Annotated in this window: 6 protein-coding genes; 4 read left to right on the top strand and 2 right to left on the bottom strand. The window is 69.8% G+C overall.

Annotated features, from left to right (window positions below):
* Positions 1–6 precede the first annotated feature (6 nt).
* The 4 genes from ABD255_RS01595 (at position 7) to ABD255_RS01580 (ending at position 12,266) form a co-directional block, all read left to right on the top strand.
* A complete protein-coding gene (locus ABD255_RS01595) occupies positions 7–1,992 on the top strand; it encodes a DNA/RNA non-specific endonuclease (RefSeq protein ID WP_344208932.1) in 1,986 nt (661 codons plus the stop codon).
* 61 nt (positions 1,993–2,053) lie between these two features.
* A complete protein-coding gene (locus tag ABD255_RS01590) occupies positions 2,054–4,276 on the top strand; it encodes an FkbM family methyltransferase (RefSeq protein ID WP_344208930.1) in 2,223 nt (740 codons plus the stop codon).
* Positions 4,277–5,290: 1,014 nt separating this feature from the next.
* The gene (locus ABD255_RS01585; RefSeq protein ID WP_344208928.1) at positions 5,291–8,356 is read left to right on the top strand and encodes a phage tail protein; all 3,066 of its coding nucleotides are present in this window, start codon (positions 5,291–5,293) and stop codon (positions 8,354–8,356) included.
* Positions 8,357–8,882: 526 nt separating this feature from the next.
* Positions 8,883–12,266, top strand: coding sequence for an eCIS core domain-containing protein (locus tag ABD255_RS01580; RefSeq protein ID WP_344208926.1), 3,384 nt, complete (start codon positions 8,883–8,885; stop codon positions 12,264–12,266).
* Positions 12,267–12,280: 14 nt separating this feature from the next.
* On the opposite strand, the gene ABD255_RS01575 is transcribed toward ABD255_RS01580, so the two are convergent.
* Complete coding sequence (locus ABD255_RS01575; protein WP_344208924.1) at positions 12,281–14,407, bottom strand: glycosyltransferase; 2,127 nt, start codon at positions 14,405–14,407, stop codon at positions 12,281–12,283.
* The gene (locus ABD255_RS01570) at positions 14,408–17,212 is read right to left on the bottom strand and encodes a DUF6519 domain-containing protein (RefSeq protein WP_344208922.1); all 2,805 of its coding nucleotides are present in this window, start codon (positions 17,210–17,212) and stop codon (positions 14,408–14,410) included.
* Position 17,213 lies beyond the last annotated feature (1 nt).

Here is a 17,213-nt window from a genome sequence, read left to right as displayed (position 1 = left end):
ACGATCGTGACCAACGGACAGGACGAAGAAGCGCGGTTCGAAGAGGTTCAGAACAGATTGAGCAATGAGGCCTTGCGGGAGGAGATCGAGAAGGCTATCGCCGACGGCCGGGTCCCACCGGTGATGGTCTCGCGGCGGGAGGCCGAGGAGTTGGACCGGGGTGGCGACCTGGAGGGCGTGATCGGCCTCGACGCCCTGGAGGCGATAGTTCGGCGGGTCGGACGCCCGCCGCTCATCGTGCAGAACGACGCGATCGGTCTGGAGCCCCTTCCTGATTTCCCGGCCGGCACCGACACGCTGATCAAGAAGGTCGAGCCGAGTGTGCGGTCGGTCGGCCGGGTCGAGTTCGTCAACCACACGATGGGGTGGGGCGGCACCGGCTGGGTGATCTCCGAGGTGGACGAGACGACTCGCGTCATCGCCACCAATCGGCACGTCGCCAAGTTGGTCGCAGCGCGCGCCGACAACGGCAAGGGAATCTTCCTGCGCTCCCCCGCCAGTGGGGTGCGGTACGGCGCGGAGATCGACTTCAAGGAGGAGGTCAACTCCAACCCCGGCGACGCGCAGCCAGTCAAGGTCACCGAGATCATCTACCTCGCCGACGACGCGGCGCCCGATGTGGCGTTGCTCCGCATCAAGGGACCCAACCTGCCCTCGGCCCTGCCGCTGGCCGACGACGAGGCAGACGCCGGTCTTCGCGTTGCCTTGATCGGCTACCCGGCGTACGACCCCAGGAACGACCGCCACGACCAAGCCCGGTACTTCAAAGGCTTGTTCGAGGTGAAGCGCTTCGCACCCGGCTTCGTCATGCAAGCACTCGGCGGCCAGGCTGCGCTGACTCATGACTGCACGAGTCTCGGCGGGAACTCGGGCTCTCCCTTGATCAGCCTGGAGGACGGGAAGGTGGTCGGACTGCACTACGCGGGCCTCTACGGCGTCGAGAACCACGCCGTGGGCGTCAACACCCTGCGCAGGCTGGCGACCGGTGAACGGCCGGTGCTGGCAGCAGGATTCGAGGCGTCGTCCGAGCAGCACGCCGAGAAGGCGAGGGACGGCTCACACCAGGTCACCTTCTTCGACGGTCGCACCGGCTACGATCCGGACTTCCTCGGCGAGGAGCTCTCCGCGCCGTGGCCGGGCATCGACGTCGCGGTGCAGGAGTCGTTGGCGCGGCCCAGTGACGAGGACGGCGACCGACCCTTCGAGCTGCGCTACACGCATTTCGGAGTCAAGTACCACCAGCCCCGGCGGCAGCCACTGATGACCGCGGTCAACATCGACGGCGAACACTCGGTGAAGGTCAAGCGGACCAACGACAAGTGGTTCGCAGACGAGCGACTCCCGGCCGAGATCCAGCTCGGGCAGGCCGACTACTCCGATCCGCAGATCGATCGCGGGCACATGGTGCGGCGCGAGGACCCGAACTGGGACACCGAGGCGACGAGCAGCACCGATGTGACCGCCGTGGCGAAACTCGCGAACGCCGACACCTTCCACTACACCAACGCCGCCCTGCAGCACTCGCGGCTCAACCAGGGCAACCAGCTCTGGCTTGGCTTGGAGGACTACATCCTCGAGAGCGCCCGGACCGAGGGCTTCAAGGCCTGCGTCTTCACCGGCCCGATCTTCCGCGCCGAGGACCTCAAGCTCGCGAACGGGCTGGCAGTCCCGCAGGAGTTCTGGAAGCTGGTGGCCATGCCGGCCGCCGGCGGTGAGAAGCTGCACGCGACGGCGTACCTGCTCAGCCAGGGAGACCTCATCCGCGATCTCCTGGAGAGCCGATCGCGGGTGGAGGCGGTCGAAGGCTTCGTCCTCGGCGCCTACCGGACCTTCCAGCTCGCCATCGCCGACCTCGCCGAGGCGACCGGCCTCGACCTGGCCACCTACATTCCCGCGGACCCACTGGGCAACAGCCGGATCGGATCAGAAGCCATCACCGCGGGCGAACCGGTCTTCCTGCCGCTCGACACTCTCGATCAAATCGTGGTCTAGCCCGATACCAGACCCAGCTTGCTCCATGTTCTCGGTGATCGACGCGCCCTAAGGTGGTGAGATGAGGCGTAGGGCGCTTCGGGTTGTCGTCACGGCGTACGACCGGCCTGATGGGCTGGCGCGGTTGGTCGACGACCTCGAGCGTGAGGGGCTGGCTGGGTCTCTGGTGCAGGTGTACGACGACGCTTCGCCCTCCCCCGAGGTCGCGCTGGATCGGCGTCTGACCGCGCTCGGCTGCACCCTGCACAGGTCGCAGGTGTGGCACGGCAAGCGGCGCTGGTGGCAGTGGTGGAACGTCGTCCTGGCCGACCTCAGGGCATCCATCGGCAGCGACGACCTGGTCCTGGTCCTCCAGGACGACATCCGTCTCTGCCGCGACTTCACCCGAAGGGCGCTGGAAGCCTTCGATGACATCGACGACCCTGCGAAGGCTTCCTTGTACCTGTACCTGACCGCCGAACGGTCCGCGCTCGGCAGCACCTGCTGGACTTCGGTCCGGGCGGCGCCGTTCGGGCGGGTGACCCGGACCGGCTGGGTGGACATGGGCGCTTTTCTGGCCCACAGCAGACTTTTTCAAGCCTTGGACTGGCGGCTCGATCCCGTTCCTGACACGCGCTGGGACCTTGCTGAGCGAGGGTCCGGTGTCGGGGAACAGATCAGCCTTCGCGCGCATGCCGCGGGCCTCGGCATGTACCAGGTACGCCGCTCGTTGGTGGTGCACGACGACAGTCCGTCGCGGATGAACGCCGAAGCCCGCAGGCGCTGGCCGATGTCCACCACCAGTTTCGTCGACGGCGACGCCGAGGCGGCGCGGCTCGCTTCGGCCCGTCCCGCCGTACTGGCATCGCTGGCATCGGTCCCGGCACGGGTCGATCGGCTCCGTGACGTCGTGGATCGGCTTCGCCCGCAGGTGGACCGGCTCGCCGTCTACCTCAACGGCTACCCAAAGGTGCCGGACTTCCTCGTCGGCGACGACGTCACCGTGTTCACCAGCCAGGAGCACGGTGATCGCGGGGATGCGGGCAAGTTCTTTCCCGCGGGCGCTCACACCGGCGTGCATCTGGTCTGCGACGACGACATCGCCTACCCCGCCGACTATGCCTCGGCGTTGCTGGACGGCATCGAGCGGCACGGCCGGCGGGCCGTGGTCGGCTTCCACGCCAGCACTCTGCGCGAACCGTTCACCCACTACCACCTGTCGCGGTCGATCAGCCACATGTCCCTGGCAGTCCCTGAGGATCTCCCTGTCCATCTGCTCGGGACCGGGACCGCCGCCTTCCACAGCACGACGATCGCCGTACGGCCGCAGGACTTCCCGGCGCCGAACATGGCCGATGTGTGGTTCGCCTTGCTCGGACAGAGGCAACGCGTCCCTTTCGTGCAACTGCGCCGCAGCGCGGGCTGGCTGAATGAGCTTCCCCACCCGGACGGTGCGACGCCGGGCATCTACGCCGTGCGCCGGCGAAGCGCCGTCGACGGGGGCCACCTGAGTCCCGAGACCGACGCCGTTCGGTCCCACCAGACATGGAATCTCTTCGTGGACAGCGCCTCCGAGGAGATGCGTGAGCAGACCTCGGGCCGCCTGTTGCGGATCCCCGTCCGTGGGCCCCGGCGCGGCGCGGTACTGGCGCTGCCCGAGGGGGACCACATCACCATCGCGATCCAACGACTCGGGACGTACTACGAGCGCGACCTGCTGGACGCCATCCTGGCACTCGATCTGCACGGCACGTACGTCGACGTCGGCGCCCATCACGGCAATCACACGACCTTCTTCGCACTCGAGTGCAACGCCGATCGGGTGATCGCGATCGAGCCCGCGGCCGCCGCGGTCGCCGGGCTGCAGGAGACGCTGGTGGAGAACGGGATCCAGGACCGGGTCCAGGTCCGCCAGGTCGCCGTCCACCCGACCTGGCGCCGCGCCTCGCCGATGCCGATCGCGTGGCGTCCGCGCGGTCCGGCCGCGGCCTCGACCAACACCGGCGCACGGCGGTTCCGGTCCGACGACGCCGGCGAGGTCGCCGCGATGCCGCTGGACGACGTCCTGGAGGGGCTGGAGGGCGTCGCCGTGGTCAAGGTCGACACCGAGGGCCTCAGCGGGGAGGTGCTCGGCTCCGGTCAGCGAATGCTCGAGCGAGACAGGCCGGTCGTGATGGCCGAGGCTGCCACAGAGATCCAACGCACCGCAGTACGGATGGTGCTGGAACCGCTGGGATATCGCGAGACCGCCCGGTTCGGCTGGACCCCCACCTGGCTGTGGTCTCCGGGCGTAGTCCGCACGTAGGATCGACGCGTGAGCCCGGCCCCGGCCGCCGCGTCGTCCGTGCGCTCCGCACCGGTGCGCGCGGCCGCTCCGGTGGCGGAACGGGCCGGTCCGCCCCGCATCCGGCTGACGCCTGTCGAGGCGGGTTCGGTGGAGTCCGGGCGCAAAGCGCGAGACCGCGTGACAACACGCGACCGATTGAGGGCCCAGTTGGCGCCGCTCGACGCGGACACCACTCCCCCGGTGCCATCGGCGGAGGCGGCGGGGATAGGCGAGCCGCTTGGCGACACGGTAGTCACGACACGGGACAGGGTGGCCGCGGGCCTGCGCGAAGAGGCCGGGCACCCGGCGCTCGCGCGTGTGGTCGATCTCGCCGGTCGCCGGCGGCCAGCACCGATATCGGCCGACCCGCGCGGCGCTCGCGCACCGGTCATCCCCCTGGTCCCGCGAGCCGCCGGCCCCACGGCCGACAGGGCGCCACTGGCCGACGTGGCGAAGGCGAAGGACATGTCCGTCGTGCAGCCGCCGGGCCGCGGGCCACCAAGCCCGAGCCAAGCCGTACCGACGACGGCGGAATCGCCGTCCCTTCAACCCGCAGCGGCATCACCTGCCGCTGCCGCACCGGAGCGCCCGGTCGCTCCGGCGAGCAGCACGTCGGAGGAAGCACGCGCGTCTCTTCCGACCGCAAGAGGCACGGCCACCCCTGGCGCAACTACCACAAGTCCCGTGCCTCCTGGTGCCCCGGCCACGTTGTCCTCCGCACCGCTGAGACTGATCCGGGGCGGCATAGCCGCCACGCCAACCGCCCTCGCGAAGCCATCAACTCCCGAGGCGACCGCTGCAGTCCCAACCGGCGCGCGCGCCGCCGACCTGGCACCAAACGTCATCGCGTTCCGAGAGCGGGCTGATGCTCTCGCCACGCGTACCACCTCGCATCGGCGCGGCGCGATAAGCGCGGCCAACGCGCAGGACGCATCAGCTCCTGATGCCGACCGCGACATCCGTCGCCAGGGCGCGACGGCGCGCGTTGAGGACATGGGCCAGCAGCAGCCGGCCGACTTCGATCCGGCCGCGTTCAAAGACGCCGTACGCGTGGCCGTCGAGGCGATCGCGCCGCCGGCAACCCTCGACGAGGCAGACCGGTTCGAGGAAACCGGCAAGGCGAACGAGGCCGCGGGCACGGTCGGCCGCCTGATCAAGGGCGGGCAGCGCAGCAGCGAGCAGCCCATCGCCACCAGCACCGCCGCAAAGCCCGATCTGCGGGGGTTGAAGGCCAAGCAGCCAGGTGCCATGGTCAACGATCCGGCCGGACGGCCGGCTGTCACGATCGGCGCCGCCTCCGTGCTCCCCGGGCCACGGCCCGCCGCCGACGTGGATTTGTCAGCCGGACCGGTCCGGGTCGACGCCGAGATGGCCGCGCGCTCGATCAGCGTGGAGCAGCTCGCCGAAGCCAACGAGCCCACCTTCAGCGCTGCGCTGGACGCACGCCGGACCATGGCGGAGCACGCCGCGACCGACCCGGCGGCGTACCGCAGCTTCGAAGCGGGCGTCCTGCCCGAGGTGGCGGCGACGATCGGCTCCGACGAGGCGTCCGCGCTGACCGGCATGCACGGCACCAGGGTCGGGACGCTGCGGAAGGTCCGGTCGGTCAAGGACCACACGCGGGACGACGATCAACGCCGGCGGGACGGGGTCAACAAGGCGATCCTCGACATCCATCGAGATACCAAGGAATCCGTCGAGGAGCTGCTGCGCGGGCTCGACACGAGCGTCACCAGCATGTTCAAGCAGGGCGAGGAAGACGCGCGGTACACCTTCGAGCGGTACGTCGAGTTCAAGATGAGCGAGTACAAGTCGGACCGGTACGGCGGGCTCGGCGGCGGAGCACTGTGGCTCAAGGATCGCTTCTTCGACCTGCCTGACGAGGTGAACGCCTTCTACCGGAAGGGCCGGGAGTTCTACCTGGCGAAGCTCGACCGGGTGATCGACTCGATCGCAGCCGTGATCGCCGTGTCACTGTCGATGGCCACCATCCGGATCCAGATCGGGCGTGCGCAGGTCCGGCAGCTGCTCACCACCCTGCCCGCGGACCTGCTCGAGCTCGGAACGACGACCGCCGGCCAGCTGGACAACCGGTTCGACCTGCTGGCCAGTGACGTCGAAGGCGCCAAGGACCGTCTCGTCGACGCAGTAGCCCGTTCGTACGTCGATGCGACCGGGCGACTGGATGCCCGGATCACCGAGCTGCAGGAAGAGAACAAGGGCCTGACGACACGGGCGATCGAGTTCGTCGAGGAGGTCGGGAACACCATCGCAGATCTCGGCCGCCTGCTCGCCCGGGTCCTGCTGAAGGCCGTCTCCGTGATCGGCGACATCCTGGCCCACCCGATCAGGTTCATCGAGAATCTGGTCGGCGCGGTCGGCGCGGGTGTGCACCTGTTCGCCGGCCGGATCGGCAGGCACCTGGAGGAGGCGCTGCTCGACCTGTTGTTCGGTGACCTGAGCAAGTCCGGGATCACGCTGCCGAGCGCGCTCGATTTCGCGGGCATCTTCGACCTGGTCTGCCAGGTGCTGAGGATCACCTGGCCGGACATCCGGGCTCGGCTGGTGGACCGGCTCGGTCTGGCCGCGGTCCTGCGGATGGAGCAACTGGTGGACGTGATCCGGCTGCTGGCCGACCGCGGGATCGGCGGTCTGTGGGAACTGGCCGAGCAACGTCTCGCCGAGCTGCCGGATCTCGTGGTGGGCGTACTGCGCAAGTACATCGTCGAGCAGGTGATCACCGAGGGAATCGCCTATATCGTCTCGCTGCTGACGCCGGCCAGCGCCTTCATCAAGGCCTGCCAGGGGATCTACCGGATCATCTCCTTCATCATCGAGAAGGCCCGTGCGATCGCGAGTTTCGTGGATGCCGTGCTGGACTCGATAGCAGCCATCGCGGCCGGTGACGTGACGGCCGTCGCCGAGAAGGTCGACGCGGCGCTGGCCGGTGCGCTCAAGCTGGCGATCGGCTTCCTGGCCAAGCTCGTCCGCCTCGACGCCCTGTCGGACAAGGTTCACTCGGTGATCGCGGCGATCCGCACCCCGGTCCGGCGCACGATCGACTCGATCATCGACGGCGCCGTGTCCCTGTATCAGAGCACGCTCGGGGCCGGCCGTGGCCAGGAGCGAATCTCGACGACCGCGGCGAGGCGCACGGCGCAGACGGGCCCGGCGGCGAGTCGCGCACCGCCGCAGGGCGGGCCCGATGCTGTCCCCGGGCAGCCGCGCCCGCAGACCCCCGCGGGCCCCGCGGCCGCGCAGGCATCGGCGGACCCGCAAAGCATCACCATGACCGTGCCAGTGGTGATGGACGACACCGACCACACCCTGAGATTCAAAGTCATCGACGGCGTACCGCAGGTGTTGATCTCCTCGGGCCGCGCCGAGTACTTGCAGACCGCGACCGCTGCCGCGATCTACCAGGAGGAGCACAGAGACAAGAAGCGGCCCAAGCTGATCAAGCGGCTGACGAGGATCGAGCAGGAGTTGACAGGGCTCGGCTTCGACTGGCGCGCCGCGCACAGCAAGGCCGACACCGAGAAACGGCACGCGATCAGCGTGCGCCTGGGACAGATCGCCGACAACCTGCGCTGGATCGGGAAGGAAAACGGGATCGACGACCTGGAGCACCTCGGCCACGCCTCGAAGTACGTCGAAGGTACGCAGCTCCAGCCGAAGTACGCCGAGGACATCCGCGGCTGGTTCTACCCCTCGGGATACCTGAGTCCGACGAGGCGGTGGCGGCAAGCTGAACGCCAGCGCCTGCTGGACCCGACCGATCCGAGCCAGTTCCGGGACGAATCCGTCACCCCGCACACGTACCACCCCGTCTCCGAGATCACCATCGACCACAAGCCTCGGGTCGTGGAGCACTGGAACGCCACCGGCCGGAACTCGCCTCATCCGCGGCGTGTCGCCTTCTACAACGACGTCGACGAGGCCCATCTCCAGCTCGTTGCGCGAAGCAACAACTCGGCGGACGGTGCGCTGGCCCGGGCCATGGGCCACCTGTACTCGCCGTCCGTGGGCAAGGACTTCAGGGGTCCCGATGACGAGTGAGCGCGTGGCGCGGCAGCCCGCCGCCGTCGCTGCCCCGGGGCCCGTGACCCGGGTGGCCCCGGCGCCGATCGAGCGCCGTACCAAGTCCGAAAGGACACCAACCACCCGCGACCGGCTCGAGGCTTCGCTGACAGAGGCCGACCTCGACGAGCCGAACCGGCAAGGACCCCGCGAGCACCGCGGGACCCCGGTGAGCACCCGCGATCGGGTCGAGGCCGCGAGTCGCCTTCACGAGCCACGCAGGCCAGGCCGTCCCCCGCGACCGCGCTTACCGCGGCCCTACCCCGAGCAGCGTCATCGCGACCGCGTCGCGTCGCAGCGGGTAAGGACGCCGGACCGCCCCACCACCGCCGGACCGTCGAGGCCTCAGCGCGCCAGGGCGCCGCCGCGGGTATTCACCAAGCTTCACGTCACCAGCCCGTCGGACCCGTGGGAGGTCCAGGCCGACGCCGTCGCGGCGCGCGTTCTGCGCGGAGACACCGTTCATCAACAGCACCGAAACCATCGCTGCGGAGAAGGGCTCCCGGTGGCCACCGGGAGCGGACTCGGCACCGCGATGGAAGATCGGGTCGCGCTGCGGGTCGACGCGGCGGTCGCGCGATCCGGGGTGGGCAGCTCGATCCCCGAGTCCGTACGACGCCGGATCGAGCCGCTGCTTGGCGCCGACCTGTCGGGAGTCCGCATTCGCCAGGACGCCGAATCGGGTACGGCGGCCCGCGCGCTCGGCGCCCGCGCCTTCACCGCTGGGAGCACAATCCACCTGGCGCCCGAGTCCTCGCCGCACGACGTCGCGCTGATCGCGCACGAGGCGACCCACGTCGTCCAGCAGGGCATGGCGAATCGCCGTGCCCCGCCTGTCGCGATGCGCTCGATCTCCGACCTCTTGCCGGACGTGTCGGTCGACGACCTCATCCCGGACTGGCTGATCGACGGTATCCGCTCGGTCGTGCGAGCCATCCCCGGCTACGACGCGCTCACCTACGTGGTGGGCGAGGACCTGCTGACGGGCGAGCCGGTCAGCGTCGACCTCGAAGGGCTGCTCGACGCCGTACTGACGTACGGACCGTTCGGCCCGGCGGTGAGCACGGTCCTGCGCGGGCTGGCCATCGTGCAGGAGATCTTCGCGGCCGTGACGGCGCAGTTCGCTGCCCACGACCTGACCCTGGCCCGGGTCGGGCGGGACCTGAGCTCGGCCTGGGACGAGGTGTCCGTCGTCAATGGCATCGACGGCAACGCGGCCATCCTGCGCAGGTACGTCGAGGCCTTCCTGGCCGACCTGCGGTCGATGGTGGACGGGCTGATCGAGCAGGTGCTGATCCTGGTCCGCCGGGCCGTCGTCGCGGTGGCCGAGCCGTTCCTGCAGCGACCCGAGATCGCGCCGGTCTGGAACCTGGCCAAGGAGGTCCTGCACTACGACCCGCTGCGCGGCGTCGAGGTGGTGGTGCCGACCGCGCAGATCATCGCGGACTTCCTCACCTTGATCGGCCAGACGCAGCGGCTGGAGCAGATGCGGGAACGTGGCACGCTGCAAGAGACCGCCGACTGGCTGGACCTGCAACTGCTCACCTTCGTCGGCATCGTCACCGACCTCGGCGCACTGTTCGCCGAGGCCTGGGCCGCGATCCAGCCGCAGAATCTGCCGGATCTGCTGGACACCCTGCCCGCGCTGGCCGACCGGGCGATCGGCCTGGTCCGGCGGATCGCGGACTTCGGCCTGACCTTGATCGGCAAGATCCTCGAGCTGGTCAAGAAGGCTTTGCTGGGCCGGCTGAGCGAGCACGCTCACGAGGTGCCCGGATTCCACCTGATGACCGTGATCATCGGGCAGAACCCGTTCACCGGCGAAGCCGTCCCCCGGACCCCGGTCAACCTGATCCGCGGGTTCATCACGCTGCTGCCCAATGGCGCAGCCATCTACGACGAGCTGGACAAGTCCGGCGTCATCACCGAGGCCGCGGAGAAGATCGAGAGCGCGATGGAGCGGCTCGGAATCTCCCTGGAGATGGTCGTCGCCACCTTCCGCGGGGTCTGGGACACGCTCAGCCTCGACGACCTGCTGGCGCCGGTCCAGGCATTCCGGCGGATCGTCGCGCGGTTCGGCGAACCGCTGGCCCGGCTCGCCGAGTTCGTGAGCGTCGTCCTCGAGGTGGTGCTCACGCTGATCCTCAAGCTGATGAACTTCCCGACCGAGCTTCTCGGGCACCTCATCACGAACACCCTGCAAGCGATCGACGACATCCGCCGGGACCCCGTCGGCTTCCTGCGCAACGTGCTGGCCGCTTTGAAGTTGGGTTTCGTCAACTTCTTCGACCACATCGGCGGCTACCTGCTGGACGGTCTCGTCGCCTGGCTGTTCCGCGGCCTCGGTCAGGTCGACATCAAGCTTCCGACGGACTTCTCGCTCGCCTCGATCCTCGACCTGGTTCTGGGCGTGATGGGGCTGAGCGTCGAGCACCTGTGGACCAAGCTCGGCGAGCACATCGGCCCGGAGAAGGTGCTGCTGCTCCGCGGCGCGATCGACACGCTGGGCAGCGCCTGGCAGTTCGTCGCGGACGTGCAGCGCGAGGGTCTGCCGGCAGTGTGGCGGTTCCTGTCCGGCCAGCTGTCCAATCTGTGGCAAACGCTCCTCGGCATGGCCCTGTCCTGGATCACGAAGACCGTGATCGCATCGGCCACGGTCAAGCTGCTCAGCTTCCTCGATCCGTCCGGCATCATGGCTGTGATCAACAGCGCGATCGCGATCTTCAACGCGGTGCAGTCCGCCGTCGAGTACCTGCGTGACCTGCTCGAGGTCCTGGACAAGTACGTCAGCACGATCGCCGCAGTGGCGGTGGGCAACGTGGTGCCGGGCGCGCAGATGCTGGAGCAAGGCCTCGCCTCGATCATCCCCATCGCGATCGGCTTCCTGGCCAACCAGGTCGGCCTGGGCAACATGCCGGACAGGATCGTCGAGATCATCAAGAGGCTGCGAGAACTGGTGGACCAGGCCATCGACTGGCTGATCGAGCAGGCTCTGCGGCTGGGCAAGGCCGCGTTGGACACCCTCGGGCTGGGCAAGAAGCCCGACCCGACCTCACCGGAAGGGGAGCCTTCGGACGTCATCGACGAACTCGTGCCGGTCGGCGGCGTGACGCATCACCTGAAGAACGACGGCCCGAGCGGCGTACTGGCCCTGCACTCCAGTCCGGTCCTGGTGACGACGATCAAAGACACTGCGCTGGAGGCCCTGGTAGGCAGGTTCAATGCCGCCAAGACGAAGAAGGATCGGCAAGCTGCGGCCATGCTGGTGGCGGACTGGATCAGCACCAACATGCCTGCGACCGGCCCCGGCGGCAGCGCGCCCAACCTCGGCAAGATCGAGCGGCATGGGTCGCAGCCGTCGCGACTCGAGGACGCGGGAGTTCCGCTGTGGTCACTGCGTTCCGAGCATGTCGTGCCCTTCGTCGTGGTCCGTGGTCTGTGGGAGGCGCTCGGCGTCGAGGCCAAGGCGAGGCGGAAGAACCTCAGCACCGAGGACGCGTCCCTGACCACGATCATGATCTACAAGGGAGCGGGCAACGCCAAGGACGTCGGTGAAGGCAGCCGCCGGTCCAGCGGCGCGGCTGACCTCGCCGCGATGACGGCCGTCTACGTGCAGCGCCCGGACGCCGACACACCCGCCGCCGACGCCCAGTTCCGGCAGCAGGTGATGGCCTTCCTGCGCGGCGAGCAGCAGTGGTACCAGGCCTTCACCTGGCAGATGGTGCAGGGCGAGCACGTCACCGCGCAGGGCAACACCACGCACGGCGCGTTGCGCGCCGAGGCTGTCGCGGTGCCCTCGTCCGGCGACATCGGCAAGGCGGCCGGCCAGGAGCTCGGCGACGCCGAGCGGATCCTCGATCACGCGCTGGCCCAGCTTGCCCGGCCGTGAGGCGCGGTCGGTCGCTAGCGCAACGCGCGGTAGAACGAGAGATCGTCGGCCGGCAGGAACTCGGGCGCGGCCACCTCGGACCAGCCGGCCGGACCGCGCTCGGCGTCGTAGTTCAGCCGCCACGAATTCGCCTGGTGCCGCACGAGGATGTAGATGCCGTCGTTGACGATCGGCGCCACCCGGCCGCCGCGCTGCATCACCGCGCGCAGCAGGGCGACCTCCTCGCCGATCGAGCAGTCCGGGTAGCCGCCGGTGCTCCGCCAGGCCGGCCGGGTAAAGGCCAGCGTGCCGGCGACGATCGAGGCGTGCAGGTTGCCCTCGTGCAAAGGTGGGCCGCCCTTGTAGAACCGGAACTTGGGCAGGTCCACCAGGTAGCCCTTGAGGATGCCCGCGATGTCGGCGGACCCGGTCGCCAGTGGCGAGACCTGCCGACTCAGCCGGGTCCGGCCGTACCAGTCGTCGTCGTCCCACTGCACCAGCACGTCACCGTCCGCCGCTTCGCAGGCGATCTGACGCTTGCGGCCGATCGTGGCCCGCCCGTCCAGTCGCAGGTAGCGGATGGACGGTTCGTCGCTCGGCACCAGGTCCTCGACCCGGTCCTCGCCGTCGTCCAGCACGACGAGTTCACGGTTCGGATAGTCCTGCTGCAGGTAGTAGCGGATCGCCCGGGCGACGAAGGCGCGCCGGTTGTACGTCGGCATCAGGCACGACACGGCTGGACGCCACGCAGCGGCCGACGTCGCCGTGACCACCGCGACGGCATAGGTCTCCAGCTCGCTGCCGATCAGCGCGGCCACCTCGGCGAGCGAGGCCGGCTCGCCCTCCTCCTCGATGGGCCCCAGCCGCACGGCCAGCTCACCGCGCTCACCCCGCCGGGCGATGGTGCCGAACTGGTCCCAGGCGTGTCGCCGGGCGCAGAGCGTGACCTGCTCGAGCGTTGCGGGATCGCGCAGGGACCGAGCCTCCCGGGTCTGTGGGTCGTACGCCAGTACGGACGGCGCGACCAACCTGTGGGCGTTCGTCGACAGCAGCTCGCTGACCTGCTGGGCGAGCCGGTCCGGGGCGTACCAGGTGGCCGCGTCCCAGGTGGCGACGACCGGACCCTTCGCCTGCTGCAGCGCGTAACCGGCCCACTCGGCCTCGTCCGCGGGCGGCACGACGACCGTGCGGATCCGGTCATCCACCGGCAACACGCTCGCCGTGACACCGGAAGCGGGCACCAGCACGACCAGTTCGCGGTGCGGCCACTGCTGCTCGGCGAACCGCCGGGCCGCCAGCGACAGCAGCTCAGGGTTCGCCGGCGCCCGGATGACGCAGCTGACCATCGGTGTGTCGTCGACGAACGTGACCCGAGGTAGGGCCTCGACCGCCGGGACACCGAGCAGGTCCCCCGCTCCTGCCCTGCCCTCCAGTTGCGCCAGGACCGGCTCCACGAACGCGGCCACCCGCTGTGGGTCCATGACAGGTCCGCTTCCGCGCTCCCGCCACGCCAGCGCATCGTCCAGCAGCGCCACGTCGCGGACTCTGCCGCGGGCCCACTGGGCCCCGGCCGAGCGCCCGCAGAGCCGGCCGGTGTCGAGGTAGTGCATGCTTCGGCAGGCGTTCAGTACCCGGTACCAGCCGGCCGGGCCCGTCATCCGCAGGTCCACCCGCATGGCGCCGATCATCCAGGCCGAGTCGACGTCGGCGAACACCGTAGCCGCCGCCGGGCCGTGCAGGGCGATCGCGTGCTGCCGGCACATCGCGAACATCAACGCCAGCCGGGCGTCGCCGGGCTGCTCCGCCCCGCCGATCAGTTCGCTGTCGATCGCTGTCAGCGCCCAGGCGACGTACCGCGGGTCCGCCCGCGGCTCGCGCGTCTCGGACTCCGGCACCACCCACAGGTCCAGGCCCTTCACCGACCGGGGACGGCGTACTGCGCGGGCCGCCGCCAGCAACGCTCGCCCGCGCTCGGCCGGCACCCAGTCGCGCAGTACGACGAACAGGTCCAGGTCGCTGCGGCCGGGCACGAACCGTCCGGTCGCACCAGAACCGGCCAGGTAAACACCGAGCAGGTCCCCCAACGTCTCGGCCGCCACCGCCGCGCTGACCGACCGCGCGTAGCGGGTGGCCGCGTCGTCGAGTGCTCCCAGCAGTTCCATCTACGCCTGCCGGGCCAGGACGAACTGTGAGGTGAAGTCCGACGGCTCACCCGTCCCGGCGCCATCCAGTGGCCGGCCCTCGCCGTCCAGCACCGGATCGTCGCCGGCCCCGAGCACGCGCACGGTGAAGACCCGCGCAACATCCAGCGCACCGGGATCCGGCCGCAGCAGGGTCGGGTCGTCCGGGGCGAAGGTGATCCGGGAGACCAGCCGTGGATCGGGCTCGAAGGGATAGGGCTGCATCCTGCCCGGCACCCGCGTGCCGTCGCCGGCCTCGTTCTCCGGCCGGACGAAGACCTGCACCGTGTCCGGCGTCAGACTGTCGAAGCGTACGGCCTGGCTGAAGGAGATCATCACGGCGCCGATCTGCGCGTCCGGGGTGATCCGTTCGGCGTCGGCCGGGGTGACGGATTCCACCCGGGCGAATGCCGGTGGGCCGTCCAGGAAAAACCAACTGTGGAAGTCGCCGCCGCGATTGCCGTCACCGGAGGGCAACCTGAGGTCCACGAACGTCTCGTAGCCGTCATCCTGCAGCAGCCCGGTGGCGTCGCCGTCCAGCGGGCGTTCGCCGGCGCGGTCCAGGATGACGTCGGAGGCGAGCCGCACCCGGCAGCGCACGCCACCGCCGAGGGCCTCGGCCCAGTCGGCGACCTGGTTGGCCTGGATCCCCAACGGGACGAAGGTCCAGGTGTGGCCCGCGACGCTGACCGAGCCGTCGACGATCAGCGGCCTGGTCGACCGTGGGCTTCCGGGTTCGGGCACTTCCAGGGTGACCACGAACGACGACGGGCTGGCCGTAGCCGGGTGCATCTCCTCGGAGAATGTGACGCGCAGGCCCTCGCTGAACTGCGACAGGGGCAACGGCCGGTCGTTGCGCCAGCTGATTCCCTTCCCGGCCACCGTCGGCCAGGTCTGCGTCTCCGGTATCCGGCCGTACAACTCTTCCAGCGCCTCCTGCACGGTGTTGCTGCCGGTGCCGACCCGGTCGCCGTCGAAGGCGACACCGTCGGACTCCAGCTCGCACAGGTGGTCGAACCGATCGTCCAGCCAGGCCAGCAGCTCCCACGGACTGTCGTGGCTGGTGCCCGGAGGCGAGGACTCAGGCAGCCGAAGGAGCGCCAGCGGAGCGAACCGCCGTGCCGGACCGTGGGGACTGCGCTGCCACGGCTCGGGCGGCGCCGTCCCGGTGCGGGCCTGGTACTGCCAGTACTGGCCCGGCCGGTAAGTGCCCGCTCCGGTCATCGTGACCCTGACGCCGTCCTCGAGGACATAAGGGCCCCCGGTCGCGGGGTTGCCGCCGGCAAGCTGCTGTGGATCGAGCAGGCCGTGCCAGCGGCGCAGCTTCATCCCGGTTCGCGCGAGGTCGCCGTACCGGTCGTCCAGCGGCAACTGCACGTTCGCGTCGGCGACCTCGGCGAGCCGGAAGCGCACCGTGTCGTCCCCGGCCTGGCTCGTCACCTCGACCAACTGTCCGAGCTGCCCGACGGCGCGCTGCGCGGGCACGAAGGATCCGGGCGCGACCATCGCGTGTGCGTCGTCCCCGAGGTCGATCACCCCACTCAGCACCTCGACCAGGTCACCGGCCGCGAGCGGCGTACCGGCCTCCAGGATCAGGTCGCCGGTCGTGGACAGGGTGGAGGTGAACAGCTCGCTGCCGTTGTCCCGGGACCACTTCAGCTGCAGTTGGGCCAGCGAACCGCCGCGGTGCACCTCGATGCGGTACAGCCGGTTGTCGTCGCCGGAGTACCCGTCGGCTTGCGGTACCGCGCAGGGGTCGGTCGTGGTGGTGCCGGTCGGCACGCTGACCTCCAACTCCCCGCCGGAGGTCTCGACCGCGTTGAAAGCCCGCATCACCTGGCCGATCTGGCCCGGCACCGGGATCGCCGCGCCGACCTCCGCCAGTTTGACCTGGCCGATCAGCTCGGTGCGCACGCTGGTGTCGGTCTCGCCCAACGCGACCTCACGGATGCCCGGGTCCTCCACCGCAGTGATCAGGCGCTCCCACACCTCCAGGTAGGCGACGGCCCGCTCGCCCGCGGTCGGCACCCACGTCAGGCCAGGCAGCGGTGGCGTCGGGGTCGGGCTGCCCTGCCACGCGAAGCCGTCCGACTCCGGGAACGTCGCCGCCGGGAACCGCCCGCCGCGCGTGTGCACGACCAGACCGTCGACCTGGTAAGTGCCTGACGAGATCGCGAACATGCCGTACGGGCCGACCGGCTGGTACTGCTCCAGCTGATACAGCCACACCTCGCCCTCATCCAGTTCGAGCTCGATCCGGCCGATCGTGCCGCCGGTCACCGTGAAGGTCGAAGGCACCGGGCCACCGCCCGACGTCGGTGCGAGGTCGACCGATACGCCGTTGACCGTGAGACTCGTGGCCGACTCGACGATCGCCCACAACGTCAGCCGGATCCCGGCCGGTCCGGCGACGACGGGCTGGATGACCGGTACCTGCACCCGCACCGGACCGGCCGGCGCCGCGAGGTGCAGCGCTGGATAGCGACCGGCGTACCGACGGCGGAAGTCCACCCACGCGTCGGGGCTGCCGGACATCACCTGGAGGCCGCGGGCGACCCGGGAGAAGATCGTGACCAGGCGGCCCGGAGTGATCAGGTAGCCGAGATCGGTGCTGCCCGCGGTGCAACCGAGCGCGCGGGTGGTCGCCCGGACCTCGTCGAGCAGCGAGTCGACGGTGGCCGCGACGTCGCTGTCCAGCACCGGGCGGCCCTGCTGGAGAAGGACCCGACGGTAGTCGCGCCCTCGAACGCGGTCCGGTTCGTGGCCCCGGGAGAAGTCCCCGTGCACG

The organism is Kribbella sancticallisti, from assembly GCF_039530625.1.
GTDB classification, from domain to species: domain Bacteria; phylum Actinomycetota; class Actinomycetes; order Propionibacteriales; family Kribbellaceae; genus Kribbella; species Kribbella sancticallisti.
Note: the sequence above shows the minus strand (reverse complement) of the source record. Positions and strands in the feature narration are given on the sequence as shown.